The sequence below is a fragment of the Streptomyces sp. NPDC003393 genome (genome assembly GCF_053589015.1).
Genome location: NZ_JBSFRB010000002.1, coordinates 149,462 through 162,492 on the forward strand (window position 1 = coordinate 149,462; position 13,031 = coordinate 162,492).

Annotated in this window: 11 protein-coding genes; 8 read left to right on the forward strand and 3 right to left on the reverse strand. The window is 73.2% G+C overall.

Annotation, left to right across the window (positions count from 1 at the left end; all coding sequences use genetic code 11):
- Nucleotides 1-21 precede the first annotated feature (21 nt).
- Nucleotides 22-966, forward strand: a complete 945-nt coding sequence (locus tag ACWDUZ_RS02715) for a biotin--[acetyl-CoA-carboxylase] ligase (RefSeq protein WP_451629943.1) — start codon at nt 22-24, stop codon at nt 964-966.
- 288 nt (nt 967-1,254) lie between these two features.
- Nucleotides 1,255-2,382, forward strand: a complete 1,128-nt coding sequence (locus ACWDUZ_RS02720) for an adenylate/guanylate cyclase domain-containing protein (protein ID WP_451629944.1) — start codon at nt 1,255-1,257, stop codon at nt 2,380-2,382.
- Between the two features lie 62 nt (nt 2,383-2,444).
- Here the strand turns inward: ACWDUZ_RS02720 and ACWDUZ_RS02725 are convergent, their stop codons facing one another.
- Complete coding sequence (locus ACWDUZ_RS02725; RefSeq protein ID WP_451629945.1) at nt 2,445-3,416, reverse strand: hypothetical protein; 972 nt, start codon at nt 3,414-3,416, stop codon at nt 2,445-2,447.
- Between the two features lie 198 nt (nt 3,417-3,614).
- Between ACWDUZ_RS02725 and ACWDUZ_RS02730 the strand changes: the two genes are divergently transcribed.
- The 3 genes from ACWDUZ_RS02730 to hutH all read left to right on the forward strand — a co-directional run bounded on the left by ACWDUZ_RS02730 (nt 3,615) and on the right by hutH (nt 7,409).
- Nucleotides 3,615-4,409: an enoyl-CoA hydratase/isomerase family protein gene (locus ACWDUZ_RS02730; RefSeq protein WP_451629946.1), complete on the forward strand. Its 795-nt coding sequence runs from the start codon at nt 3,615-3,617 to the stop codon at nt 4,407-4,409.
- Between the two features lie 169 nt (nt 4,410-4,578).
- Entirely contained in the window at nt 4,579-5,730 is a 1,152-nt protein-coding gene (locus ACWDUZ_RS02735) for a diguanylate cyclase domain-containing protein (RefSeq protein WP_451629947.1), read from the forward strand.
- A 110-nt stretch (nt 5,731-5,840) separates the two neighbouring features.
- Nucleotides 5,841-7,409: a histidine ammonia-lyase gene (hutH, locus tag ACWDUZ_RS02740; protein WP_451630174.1), complete on the forward strand. Its 1,569-nt coding sequence runs from the start codon at nt 5,841-5,843 to the stop codon at nt 7,407-7,409.
- Between the two features lie 76 nt (nt 7,410-7,485).
- Here the strand turns inward: hutH and ACWDUZ_RS02745 are convergent, their stop codons facing one another.
- Nucleotides 7,486-7,848: a hypothetical protein gene (locus tag ACWDUZ_RS02745; protein ID WP_451629948.1), complete on the reverse strand. Its 363-nt coding sequence runs from the start codon at nt 7,846-7,848 to the stop codon at nt 7,486-7,488.
- Between the two features lie 510 nt (nt 7,849-8,358).
- Here ACWDUZ_RS02745 and ACWDUZ_RS02750 point away from each other — a divergent pair.
- From ACWDUZ_RS02750 to ACWDUZ_RS02760, 3 genes are all read left to right on the forward strand, one after another.
- Complete coding sequence (locus ACWDUZ_RS02750) at nt 8,359-9,606, forward strand: L,D-transpeptidase (protein WP_451629949.1); 1,248 nt, start codon at nt 8,359-8,361, stop codon at nt 9,604-9,606.
- 210 nt (nt 9,607-9,816) lie between these two features.
- Nucleotides 9,817-11,262, forward strand: a complete 1,446-nt coding sequence (locus ACWDUZ_RS02755; protein WP_451629950.1) for an ABC transporter permease — start codon at nt 9,817-9,819, stop codon at nt 11,260-11,262.
- Nucleotides 11,263-11,309: 47 nt separating this feature from the next.
- Nucleotides 11,310-11,993, forward strand: a complete 684-nt coding sequence (locus tag ACWDUZ_RS02760) for an ABC transporter ATP-binding protein (RefSeq protein ID WP_451629951.1) — start codon at nt 11,310-11,312, stop codon at nt 11,991-11,993.
- Nucleotides 11,994-12,022: 29 nt separating this feature from the next.
- Here the strand turns inward: ACWDUZ_RS02760 and ACWDUZ_RS02765 are convergent, their stop codons facing one another.
- Nucleotides 12,023-12,946: a helix-turn-helix domain-containing protein gene (locus ACWDUZ_RS02765; RefSeq protein WP_451629952.1), complete on the reverse strand. Its 924-nt coding sequence runs from the start codon at nt 12,944-12,946 to the stop codon at nt 12,023-12,025.
- Between the last annotated feature and the right edge of the window lie 85 nt (nt 12,947-13,031).

The following is a 13,031-nucleotide window of genomic DNA, read 5'->3' on the forward strand; positions in this document are numbered from 1 at the left end:
ACCACACCTAGGGTGGCTTGCATGACGCCGCGAGATGCAGCAGACAACAACCCCGAGAGCTCCGGGAATCCCGAGAACGCCGGGAATCCGGAGAATTCCGGGAATCCGGAGAGCGCCGGCGCCCCCTCGGCGGGCAGCCGCTGGTCCGACCTCGACCGCCCGCCCCTGAACGCCGCCGCGCTGCGGCGCGGACTGATCCGCCAGGGCGGCCTGTGGTCCGAGGTGGACGTGGTGCAGCGCACCGGCTCCACCAACGCCGACCTGGTGGCCCGGGCCGAGGCCGGCAAGGCGGCCGAGGGCGCCGTGCTGATCGCCGAGGAGCAGACCGCCGGGCGGGGCCGCCTGGACCGTCGGTGGACCGCGCCGGCCCGTTCCGGCCTCTTCTTCTCCGTGCTGCTCAGGCCCACCGACGTGCCGGTCGCCCGCTGGGGCTGGCTGCCGCTGCTCACCGGTGTCGCGGTGGCCACCGGGCTGGCCCGCGCCGCCGGGGTGGACATGGCGCTGAAGTGGCCGAACGACCTCCTCGTGACGGTCGGCGGCGAGGAGCGCAAGGCCGGCGGCATCCTGGCGGAGCGGGCCGGGGACGGCGTGGTCGTCGGCGTCGGCGTCAACGTCACGCTCCGGGCGGACGAACTGCCCGTGCCGCAGGCCGGTTCGCTGGCCCTGGCCGGGGCGGCGGGCACGGACCGCGATCCGCTGCTGCGCGGCGTCCTGCGCTCGCTGGAGGACTGGTACGGGCGGTGGCGGGCCGTCGGCGGCGACCCGGTCGGCAGCGGGCTCCAGGAGGCGTACGCGGCCGGCTGCGCGACCCTGGGGCGCCGGGTGCGTGCCGAACTGCCGGGCGAGCGGTCGCTGGTGGGCGAGGCGGTCGCGCTGGACGGCGACGGCCGGCTGGTCCTGGCGACCGAGGACGGGGTGCAGGAACCGGTGGGGGCCGGAGACATCGTGCACTTGCGGCCCGCGTGAACCTGGGGTCGGGTGGCCGTGGGCGGAGCGGGTGCCCACGGCTCGCGGGGCGGGTGCCCCAGTGGTGGACGCCCGGAGCCGTACACGCCGTACGAGCTGTGCGCGGCACCGGGCGGCAGGGCACCCGGCGCCCGTGTGTGGCCGCGCACCGGTGGGTACGCGTGCGCTCGTCCCGAAATCCCCGGTCAGGTCGCCCACGGCCCGACCTGACCGAGTGAGCTGGCGCACACCTGCCGTAGAGTTGAGGCCGGTCGAACCTGACCGTGGCAGATCGGAAGGGCAGCAGGCGTGACCGTCGACGACTCGGGCTCCGGCACGGACGCGGACGGCCGGGTGGACCCCCACGCCGCCGACTCCGGCGAGGACCCGCTCGCGCTGCGTCTCGAACATCTCATCCTGGGCGCGGAGCGGCGCTACACCCCCTTCCAGGCCGCCCGCAGCGCCGGCGTCTCGATGGAACTGGCCTCCCGCTTCTGGCGGGCCATGGGTTTCGCCGACATCGGCCAGGCCAAGGCGCTGACGGAGGCCGACGTGCTGGCCCTGCGCCGTCTCGCCGGTCTGGTGGAGGCGGGACTGCTCAGCGAGGCCATGGCCGTGCAGGTGGCGCGGTCCACCGGCCAGACCACCGCCCGGTTGGCCGAATGGCAGATGGACTCCTTCCTGGAGGGGCTGACCGAGCCGCCCGAGCCGGGCATGACGCGCACCGAGGTGACGTACCCGATCGTCGAGCTGCTCCTGCCCGAACTGGAGGAGTTCCTGGTCTACGTCTGGCGCCGCCAGCTCGCCGCGTCGGCGGGGCGGGTGGTGCAGGCCGCCGACGACGAGGAGATGGTCGATCGCCGGCTGGCCGTGGGCTTCGCCGACCTGGTCGGCTTCACCCGGCTGACCCGCCGGATGGAGGAGGAGGAGCTCGGCGAGCTGGTCGAGGCCTTCGAGACGACGGCGGCCGACCTGGTGGCGGCGCGCGGCGGACGGCTGATCAAGACGCTCGGCGACGAGGTGCTGTACGTCGCCGACGACGCCGGGACGGCCGCCGACATCGCCCTGCGCCTGGTCGAGACGATGGAGAACGACGAGACGATGCCCGAGCTGCGGGTGGGCATGGCGTTCGGCACGGTGACCACCCGCATGGGCGATGTCTTCGGCACGACCGTCAACCTCGCCTCCCGTCTGACCTCGATAGCCCCGCGCGACGCCGTGCTCGTCGACAGTGCCTTCGCCGAGGACCTGATCCGTTCGGGTGAGGCCCCCGCGTCCGAGGCGGAGGCGGCCGAGGCCGCGGCCGCCGCGGAGAAGGAGGGCGAGGAGCCCCCGGCGTACCGCTTCGCCCTCCGGCCGATGTGGCAGCGACCGGTGCGCGGACTGGGCGTGGTCGAGCCCTGGCTGCTCACCCGGCGGGACGAGGGAGCCCCCTGACCGCGGCTCGACGGTCGCCGGGTTCGCCGTCCGGTTCACCGCTGATCATCGGGCTCCGGTGATCAGCCGATGTCGATGCACAGTCCGATGATCGGGAGGCACAGGCCTCCGTCGCCGGACGAGGGCGGCGGGGTCTCCGCGGTGTGCGAACCGCCGCTCGGGGTGGGCGTGGGCCGTGGCGCGGGGTGTGTGGTGGCGGGCGGCCGGGATCGGCCGGTGGGGGTCTGGGTCTGCTCGGCCGGCGGGTCCGTCCGCTCCGTCGGGTCCGTCTGCTCCGGCGGGTTCGGGTCCTCGGGGACGGTCGTGGGCACGAAGTCGTGCGCGGACGCGGCGCCGGTCGTGGTGTCCGGGAGGGCCGAGGGCGGGACGGCGGCGGCCACGGAGGGGGACGCCGACGGCGCGCGGCTCGCCGCCCGGTCCGCCGTATCGCTCGCGCCGCCCGCGGACACGGACGCCGAGGGCAGCGCCGCCGGGCCGGCGCCGACGGTGGCCGAGACGTCGGCCGACCGGCCTGTGCCGTCGTCCGCGCGGGCGTCCGCCTGGGGCCCGCCCGCGCCCGGACCGCCGTCCACGTACTCGGGCGCCAGCCGCACCAGACTCAGCGCACCGGCGGCCAGCGCGAGCCCGCCCGCGACGAGCAGCACCTTGCGTCGCCGGGGCCGGCGGTGCCGCCCGCGAAGCCGCGGGCCGGCCGACGGGACCGGCGAGCCGGTGTCCTGCCCAGTGGCCGTGGGCTGCGAGCCGGTGTCCTGCGCAGTGGCCGTGGGCTGCGGGTCGGTGGGGCTGGGTGGGTGCGGCGTCGCCTGCCGGTCGGTGGGGGTCTGTGGCTGGGGCCTGGTCTTCGGGCCCGTGGTGCTCCGTGGGCGGTGCGTGGCCTGCCGGTCGGTGGGGTCCTGTGGCTGGACCGTGGGCTGCGGGCCGGCGGTGTCCTGTGAGCGGACACCCGTGTCCGGTGCGCCGTCTCCGCCCTGCCGAGCCGGGGTCGTCCGTATGCCGGTGCCGTCCCGCTGAACTGAGGTCGTGTCCTTCGTCATCGCCGTCCTCCCGGTGCGCGCCCCCTGTGCGCCGTGGCGCACGCACGTTATGCGGTGGCGCGCGGAGTTCGGCGAGACTTGGGCGGGATGTCACTCGAACGGGGGGTCGGTCCTCGACAGGCCGCCCCTTTCCCTCCGGGGGCGCGACTGCCATGATCGGGGCGTACGTTGTTAACCCGCGTTAACCCGGAGGGTGTCATGAGCGAGGAGCGGTTCGGGGAGTTCGTGCTGGTGCGGCGGCACGAGTACGTCGCGGAGCTCGTCCTCGACCGGCCCAAGGCCATGAACGCCGTGTCGACGGACATGGCCCGCTCGATCGCCGGGGCGTGCGCCGCGCTCGCCGCCGACCGTGACGCGCGCGTGGTCGTCGTGTCCTCGTCGCACGAACGGGCGTTCTGCGTCGGGGCCGACCTGAAGGAGCGGAACTCCTTCAGCGACGCGGACCTGATGAAGCAGCGGCCGGTCGCGCGCGGGGCGTACACCGGTGTACTGGAGCTGCCGATGCCGACGATCGCCGCGGTGCACGGCTTCGCGCTCGGCGGCGGGTTCGAGCTGGCGCTGTCCTGCGACGTGATCGTGGCCGACCGTACGGCCGTGGTGGGGCTGCCGGAGGTGTCCGTCGGGGTGATCCCGGGCGGCGGCGGTACGCAGCTGCTCCCGCGGCGGGTGGGGGCCGCGCGGGCGGCCGAACTGATCTTCACGGCGCGCCGGCTGGAGGCCGCCGAGGCACACGAGCTGGGTCTGGTGGACCAGTTGGTCGACGAGGGCCGGGACCGGGCGGAGGCCCTGACGCTGGCCTCCCGGATGGCCGCGAACTCGCCGGTCGGCCTGCGCGCGGCCAAGCGTGCCCTGCGTCTCGGGCACGGCCTGGATCTGCGGACCGGCCTGGAGGTGGAGGACGCGGCCTGGCGCTCGGTGGCGTTCTCCGGGGACCGGGCGGAGGGCGTGGCGGCCTTCAACGAGAAGCGCGCACCGCGCTGGCCGGGCGAGTGACCACGGGTGTGCCCGTTCGTGGGCGGACGCGGCTGTGTCGTTCTTGACCGGGCACAGCAGTCCGGTCGTGACCGGTCACGGCGGTCCGTTCGTGAGCGGGCCGGCGGTGCGGCCCACCGAGAGGCGCACCAATGTCCCGGATCGGGCGAAACATCCCTAGCCTGGGGGAATGGGCGAGAACAGGCGGCTGGCCGCCGTCGTGGCGTTGGCGCAGGGGATGGCCGCGGCGCACACTCCGCGTGAGTCGTGGCAGGCGGCGGCGCTCGGCGCCTGCCGCGCGCTGGAGGGGAGCTTCGCCGCGCTGTCGGTGTGGGAGCGCGAGCGCGGCCGGCTGCGGGTCCTGGTGAACGTGGGGGACCGCGCGCCCGAGGAGGAGGAGTTCCCCGAGGACGAGACCTACCCCGTGCACCAGTTCCCGGAGATCACCGAGTTCCTGCACGAGCGGTGGGCCGCGGGCGGTGAACCGGACGCCTGGGTGGAGACCGCCGAGGGGCCCGCGGCCGGCCGCCCCGGGTACTGCCACCAGCGGGTCGCGGCGCTGCGGCGGCGCGGCCGCGGGTGCTGCGTGGTCGCGCCGATCGTGCAGCACGGACGCGCCTGGGGCGAGCTGTATGTCGCCCGCTCGTCCGGGGACCCCTTCTTCGGCCGGGCCGACGCCGACTTCGCCACCGTCCTGGCCGCCGTGATCGCCGCGGGGCTCGCGCAGACCGAGCGCCTGGAGGAGGCCCGCAGACTGGCCTTCACCGACGCACTGACCGGGCTCGCCAACCGCAGGGCCGTCGACGTGAGACTGGAGGAGGCGATCGAGCGGCACCGGGCGGACGGGACCGTCGTCAGCCTCGTCGTCTGCGACCTCAACGGTCTCAAGAGGGTCAACGACACCTTGGGGCACGCGGTCGGCGACCGGCTGCTCGAGCGGTTCGGGTCCGTGCTGTCGCTGTGCGGCGCCATGGTGCCCGGTGCCCTCGCGGCCCGCCTCGGCGGGGACGAGTTCTGCCTGCTCGCGGTCGGAACGCCCGCCGACGAGGTGGTCAAGGCGGCCGACGAGCTGTGCCGGCGCGCCGCCGAGCTGGAGCTGGGGGAGGGCGTCGCCTGCGGGGTGGCCTCCACCGAGGACGCGATCGGGCCGGTACGGTCGGCCCGGAGGCTCTTCCGGCTCGCCGACGCCGCGCAGTACCGGGCGAAGGCGCTGCGCGCCGACCGGCCGGTGGTCGCCGGCCGGGAGGGGCCGGAGGATCCGGTGGTCCGCCTCGCCGACGAGCCGACTCCCGAGCCCCGGGGCGCGGCCGAGCGGCGCCGCTTCCGCGGCCGCCGGCCGTGACGCGATGAGCGCCGCGTGCCCGTGGCGCGGGTCACCCTCGCGGTAAGGGGTGCACCCGGTACCCACTAGTGACATCCTCACATTCACTGCGTACGCTCCTGAATATGGATATGCACACTGTGGTGGTGGGGACAGCGGGTGTCACCGCGTCCGACGTCCTCGCCGTGGCGCGCGGCGGCGCACGGGTCGAGCTCTCCGGGGAGGCGGTGGCGGCCCTCGCGGCGGCCCGGGAGGTCGTGGAGGCGCTGGCGGCCAAGCCCGACCCCGTCTACGGCGTCAGCACCGGTTTCGGCGCCCTGGCGACCCGGCACATCAGCCAGGACCTGCGCACCCGGCTGCAACGCAACATCGTCCGCTCGCACGCCGCCGGCATGGGTCCGAGGGTGGAGCGCGAGGTCGTGCGCGCGCTGATGTTCCTGCGGCTGAAGACCGTGTGCTCCGGGCACACCGGTGTGCGTCCCGAGGTCGCGCAGACCATGGCCGACGTCCTCAACGCCCAGATCACCCCGGTCGTGCACGAGTACGGCTCGCTCGGCTGCTCCGGCGACCTGGCGCCACTGTCCCACTGCGCCCTCACCCTCATGGGCGAGGGCGACGCCGAGGGCCCGGACGGGACCGTCCGCCCGGCGGCCGAGCTCCTCGCCGAGCACGGCATCCAGCCCGTCGAGCTGCGCGAGAAGGAGGGCCTGGCCCTGCTGAACGGGACCGACGGCATGCTCGGCATGCTGATCATGGCCCTCGCCGACCTCGACACCCTCTACAAGTCCGCCGACATCACCGCCGCGCTGTCGCTGGAGGCGCTCCTCGGCACGGACAAGGTCCTCGCCCCCGAGCTGCACGCCCTCCGCCCGCACCCCGGCCAGGGCGCCAGCGCCGCCAACATGCTGGCCGTGCTGAAGGGTTCCGGACTCACCGGCCACCACCAGGACGACGCCCCGCGCGTCCAGGACGCCTACTCGGTGCGCTGCGCCCCGCAGGTCGCGGGCGCCGGCCGGGACACCCTCGCGCACGCCCGGCTGGTCGCAGACCGGGAACTCGCCTCCGCCGTCGACAACCCGGTCGTCCTGCCTGGGGGTACCTCCCGGGCTTTCGGCTCTGGGGGAGGTCGCGTGGAGTCCAACGGCAACTTCCACGGCGCTCCGGTCGCGTACGTCCTCGACTTCCTCGCCATCGCCGCCGCCGACCTCGGCTCCATCGCGGAGCGCCGCACCGACCGGCTGCTCGACAAGAACCGCAGCCACGGCCTGCCGCCGTTCCTCGCCGACGACGCCGGCGTGGACTCCGGCCTGATGATCGCCCAGTACACGCAGGCCGCGCTGGTCAGCGAGATGAAGCGGCTGGCCGTACCGGCGTCGGCGGACTCCATCCCGTCCTCCGCCATGCAGGAGGACCACGTCTCCATGGGCTGGTCCGCGGCGCGCAAGCTGCGCACGGCCGTCGACAACCTGACCCGGATCATCGCCATCGAGCTGTACGCCGCCGCGCGCGCCGTCGAGCTGCGCGAGGGTCTGACCCCGGCTCCCGCGAGCCGGGCGGTGATCAAGGCCGCCCGGGCGGCGGGCGTCGGCGGCCCCGGCCCGGACCGCTTCCTGGCCCCTGATCTGGCCGCCGCCGACGCCTTCGTGCGCGACGGCCGTCTGGTCGCCGCCGCCGAGACCGTCACCGGCCCGCTCCAGTAGGCCGGTCCGCGTCAGCCGGCGCGGCGGGTGACGACGGGGCGCAGCACCCGCGGCCGCCGCGCCGGCGCCGGGAACGTCAGAAGCCGAGGCGTTCCCGGCGCACCGAGTACACGACGAAGCCGGCGCCGAGGGCGAGGAAGAGCGTGCCACCGACGACGTAGGGAGTGGTGTCGACGCTTCCCGTGTCGGCGAGTTCGGTCCCGTCGGAGGAGGGGGAATGCGCCTGGGTCGCGGTCCGCGCGGCCGGCTCGGAGACCGCCCGCGCCGCCACGGGCGCCGAGGCGGCCCGTCCCTGCTGCGTGACCTGCGCCGTCGACCGAGCCGAGGTCACTGCTCTGGCCGTCGCGTCCGTCGCGTTCGCGGAGGGAACGAACCACAGGGCGCCCAGCAGGGTGCCCGCGGCGGTGGCGGTCAGCAACGTGCGGCGAGCGGATGACACGGAATATCGATCCCCTTGTGGCGCTGGTCGATTGGCCGTATGGGCTGAGCTGATGTTAGTGAAAGTGGCGGGTCACGGGAAAGTCACGGGAGGCCCGGACCCGTGGGGTGTCGGCGGCCGGAGACACCGACGAGGCGCCGTTTCGCGGAGATTGGCGTAAGTCACCGGCCCTGTGTGACGGACAACACAGTGAGGGTCCGGTGGGACCGGCGTGTCCGCTCGTACTGATGGGCGAAGGCGTGACGGCGACGTCGCGGCCAACTCCCGGCCGGCCACGGGCCGCACGACATGCCGGAAGCCACCCCGGTTCACCGCGTCCCGGGCCCGGCGAGGATGATGGCGACCGGCACGCGCACCACCCGGCTCCCGCCCGCCCGACCGCCCCGGCGGACGTGGCGAGGCCCACAACGGCGCGGCCTGGGGAACCGGACCAAACGGTCGTAGCGTTGGTGAGTCGTGACGGGGGACGCGTGGGGTCCTGGGGAATTCGTAGCGATGGAGAAGCGTTTGATGACGAACAGTAAGCGGCGCAGGGCCCTGGCGGCCTCGTCCGCACTGCTCGGCGGTGTACTGGTGCTCTCGGCCTGTTCCGGCGGCAGCGACTCGGCCGACAAGAACAGCGGCGACACCTCGCAGGCCAAGGCCGACAAGGCGGCTGCGGAGCAGGCGTCGGAGGCCCAGATCAAGATCGCACCGGCGGACGGCACCGACAACGCCTCCATCAACAACTCCGCCGTCGTCACCGTCGCCAAGGGCACGCTGACGAACGTCACCATGACCACGGCCGACGGCACGGCCGTGGCGGGTCGGATATCCGCGGACAAGCTGAGCTGGAAGCCGAGCGCCCAGCTGGACCGCGCCACCACCTACAAGATCGCCGCGACCGCCACCGACGCCAAGGGCCGCTCCGCCCACGAGAACGCCTCCTTCACCACGGTCGCCCCGGCGCACAGCTTCATCGGCACCTTCACGCCGGACAACGGCACCACCGTCGGCGTGGGCATGCCCGTGTCGATCAACTTCGACAAGGCGATCACCGACAAGGCGGCCGTCCAGAAGGGCATCACCGTCACCTCCTCCAGCGGTCAGGAGGTCGCCTGCCACTGGTTCAACGCCCAGCGCATGGACTGCCGCCCCGAGCACTACTGGCAGGAGAACTCCACCGTCACGCTGAAGCTCGCCCTCGACGGCGTCCAGGGCGCCCCGGGTGTCTACGGTGTCCAGCAGAAGACGGTCACCTTCCACATCGGCCGCAACCAGGTCTCCTACGTCGACGCGAAGACCAAGCAGATGAAGGTCACGCAGGACGGCAAGGTCGTCAAGACCATCCCGATCTCCGCCGGCGCCCCCGAGCACACCACGTACGAGGGCCAGATGGTGATCTCCGAGAAGTTCAAGCAGACCCGGATGAACGGCGCGACGGTCGGCTTCACCGACGACGACGGCAAGGGCGAGTACGACATCAAGGACGTGCCGCACGCCATGCGCCTGACCACGTCCGGCACCTTCATCCACGGCAACTACTGGGGCGCGCCGTCCGTGTTCGGCAACGTCAACACCAGCCACGGCTGTGTGGGCCTCCAGGACAAGAAGGGCGCGGGCGACTCCACCACGCCGGCGGCCTGGTTCTACGACCACTCGCTGATCGGTGACGTCGTGGTCGTGCAGAACACCGGCGACAAGACGGTCGCCCCGGACAACGGCCTCAACGGCTGGAACATGAGCTGGGCGCAGTGGAAGGCCGGCTCCAGCGCCTGATCCGTCGTCAGCCTCCCCGCCGATGCCGCCCTTCGGGGCGGCATCGGTCGTTCACCGGCCGGGTGCACCGGACCGGGAGCGCGGCCCGAGGCCGGGAGCGCGGGTCCGGACAGGGGACGTGGGGCGGCCGAGGCGCTCTCGCGGCCCTTCTCATGGTTCTCTGATGACGGCCTTATCCCTTCATCAGCATGCGTCCCTACGGTGCGGCGCATGTTCTTCACGTATCTGAGGCGCGAGCTGCGCCGCCGCAGAAAGGCGGCCCTCGTCGTCGCCTCCGGCCTCGCGCTGGGCATCGCGCTGGTCATCGTGGTCGACTCCGTGTCCGATGGCATGGGCAAGGCCCAGGACAAGGTCCTTCAGTCGCTCTACGGGCTGGGCACGGACATGACCGTCACCAAGGCGGCGGACCCGGACGACGCGCGCAAGCCGCACTTCAGGTTCGACGCCAAGGGCGACGACGACTCGACGCAGAGCAGCGACCTCGTCATGACGCAGGGCTTCACCACCCTTCCCGCGTCGACGGTCGGCAAGGTCGCCGGCCAGCAGGGCGTCGCGTCCGCCGTCGGCGGGCTGAGCCTGCGCGTACTGAAGGTCGACGGCCGGTTCGACCGCGGCAGGATCCAGACGGAGCACAACGGCGGCGGGCGGTTCGGACGCCAGGGCGGCCAGTCGCCGCAGGGCAAGGTCGTCGGCGGCGGTGCCGACTTCGACGTCAACCAGTACACGGTCTACGGCACCGACGTCACCCGGCCGGCGCTCGGCCCGTTGACCTCCTCGAAGATCACCAGCGGCCGTACCTTCACGACCACCGAGACCGACGCCGAGGTCGTCGTCGCCGACTCCGCGTACGCCCAGGAGAAGAAGCTCGAGGTCGGCGGCACGGTCACCATCAAGAACGTGAAGTACGAGGTGATCGGCATCGCGACCGCCGACAGCGGCGACGCGGCGGCCAACCTGTACATGCCGCTGAAGCAGGCGCAGACGCTCAGCGACAACGAGGACAAGGTCACGACGATCTACGTCAAGGCGACCGGCTCCCAGCAGATCGGTGCCGTCAAGAGCGCCGTCCAGAAGAACGTCCCGGGGACCACCGTCACCACCTCCGCCGACCTGGCCAAGACCGTCTCCGGCTCGCTGTCCACCGCCTCCGACCTGGCCACCACCGTCGGCAAGTGGCTGTCGCTCACGGTGCTCGTGGCCGCGTTCCTGGTCGCCGGGCTGCTGACCTCCTCGGCCGTCTCCCGCCGGGTTCGCGAGTTCGGCACGCTCAAGGCGCTGGGCTGGAGGTCCGGCCGGGTGACCCGGCAGGTGGTCGGCGAGGCCGTCGTCAACGGTCTGGTCGGCGGCGCCCTCGGCATCGCGCTCGGCCTGGCGGGCGCGTACGCGGTGACCGCCGTCAGCCCGACCCTCCAGGCGCAGCTCGGCGCCTCCGGCGGTCAGGGCCCCGGTGCGCGGTTCGGCGGCGCGGGCGGCCTCGCCAGCCCCGGTCGGCAGGCCGCGAAGTCCCTGGAGGTGGCGCTCACCGCACCGGTCAGCCTCACCACCATCGCCGTGGCGGTCGCCCTCGCGGTGGCCGGCGGCCTGATCGCGGGAGCGTTCGGCGGCTGGCGTGCCGCCAGGCTGCGGCCGGCCGACGCGCTGCGACGCGTCGAGTAGCGCCCGCCGTCCCATCCCTCGCCACGCACCCCAGGAGTTGCCACACCATGTACGAACTCACCGGCGTCACCAAGCGCTATGCCCGCGGCAAGGAGATCGTCCTCGCCCTCGACGGCGTCGACCTGACCATCCCCGACGGCGACCGCCTGGTCATCCAGGGCCCCACCGGCGGTGGCAAGTCCACCCTGCTCCAGATGCTCGGCGGCCTGGACCGGCCCACCTCCGGCCAGGTCGTGCTGGACGGCACCGACATGGCCGGGCTGCCCGAGGCCAGGCTCACCAGGGTCCGCAGCGAGAACATCGGTTTCGTCTTCCAGTCCTTCAACCTCATCCCGACGCTCACCGCGCAGGAGAACGTGGAGACCGCCCTCGTACCCCTCGGGATCAAGGCCGGGGACCGGCGCGAACGTGCCGCCGCGGCACTGGAGTCCGTGGGACTGGGCGAACGGCGCGGTCATCTGCCCGGCGAGATGTCCGGCGGCCAGCAGCAGCGCGTCGCCATCGCCCGCGCCCTGGTCAAGCAGCCCAAGGTGCTGCTCGCCGACGAACCCACCGGCAACCTGGACGAGTCCACCCGCGACGAGATCATGGACGTGCTCGAACGCATGTGGAAGGAGCACGGGCTGACGTTCGTCATGGTCACCCACGACTCCGCGCTCGCGAAGAAGGCCCCGCGCGTGGCGACGATCCGCAAGGGCCGCATCAGCGTCAAGGACAACGCGCGGGCGTGACGGATCCGGCGTCACCTGGGCGCGACGCCCTAACCGGCGGTCCCCGCCCGGGTGGCGTCCGCGCCCCAACTGGCCAGCAGGCGCAGCGCCTCCGCCGACGGGGAGCCCGGCTCGGCGTGGTAGACGACCATGGACTGGTCGGCGTCGTCCGCGAGCTTGAACGACTCGCAGCGCAGGTCCATCTCCCCGACCAGGGGGTGGCGCAGACGCTTGACGCCGTGGCTCTTCTCCTTGACGTCGTGCGCGGCCCACAGCCGCCGGAAGTCCTCGCTCTTGACCGACAGTTCACCCACCAGCGCGGACAGCCGGGGATCCTCCGGACAGCAGCCGGCCTCCATACGCAGCGCGCACACCACGTCGATCGCCTTCTGCTGCCAGTCGAGGAACAGGTCGCGGTACTCGGGCTTCAGGAAGATCATCCGCGCCCAGTTGCGATCCTGCGCCGGCATCCGCGACCAGTCGCCGAAGACCGCCGCCGCCATCCGGTTCCACGCCAGCAGCTCGCCGCGCCGCCCCACGATGTACGCCGGGACCGTGTCCATCGTGTCCAGCAGCTGCCGCAGCGAGGCACGCACCTGCTGGGTCGGCGCGGCCTGCTTCCTCTTGTGCTTGGGCTTGGCCAGATGCGTCAGGTGGGCGTACTCGGCGTCGGTGAGGCGCAGCGCACGGGCGATGGAGTCGAGCACCTCGGCCGACACGCCCTGCCCGTTGCCCTGCTCCAGCCGCGTGTAGTACGCCACCGAGACACCGGCCAGCTGGGCCAGCTCCTCGCGGCGCAGCCCCGGCACCCGGCGGTGGCGGCCGTAGTGCGGCAGCCCGACGTCCTCCGGTTGCAGCCGGGCGCGCCGGGTGCGCAGGAACTCGCTGAGCTCGGCCCGCCGGTCCAGTCCGCCACGGGCGTCCGCACCGGTGCTCGCGGCGGGGGCGTTCGTGCTGTCCGGCTGTTCGTCCATGCCTCCAGTATCGGTGGTCGTACGCACCACAGCCTGACCCCGCCAGTAGTAGGAACGCCGAACGTAGGCAGAGCCGTGACCTGGG

Coding starts and splice junctions, on each gene's coding strand:
- ACWDUZ_RS02715 (WP_451629943.1), top strand. CDS start 22: ATGACGCCGCGAGATGCAGCAGACAACAACCCCGAGAGCTCCGGGAAT.
- ACWDUZ_RS02725 (WP_451629945.1), bottom strand. CDS start 3,416: ATGACGAAGGACACGACCTCAGTTCAGCGGGACGGCACCGGCATACGG.
- ACWDUZ_RS02730 (WP_451629946.1), top strand. CDS start 3,615: ATGAGCGAGGAGCGGTTCGGGGAGTTCGTGCTGGTGCGGCGGCACGAG.
- ACWDUZ_RS02735 (WP_451629947.1), top strand. CDS start 4,579: ATGGGCGAGAACAGGCGGCTGGCCGCCGTCGTGGCGTTGGCGCAGGGG.
- hutH (WP_451630174.1), top strand. CDS start 5,841: ATGCACACTGTGGTGGTGGGGACAGCGGGTGTCACCGCGTCCGACGTC.
- ACWDUZ_RS02750 (WP_451629949.1), top strand. CDS start 8,359: ATGACGAACAGTAAGCGGCGCAGGGCCCTGGCGGCCTCGTCCGCACTG.
- ACWDUZ_RS02755 (WP_451629950.1), top strand. CDS start 9,817: ATGTTCTTCACGTATCTGAGGCGCGAGCTGCGCCGCCGCAGAAAGGCG.
- ACWDUZ_RS02760 (WP_451629951.1), top strand. CDS start 11,310: ATGTACGAACTCACCGGCGTCACCAAGCGCTATGCCCGCGGCAAGGAG.
- ACWDUZ_RS02765 (WP_451629952.1), bottom strand. CDS start 12,946: ATGGACGAACAGCCGGACAGCACGAACGCCCCCGCCGCGAGCACCGGT.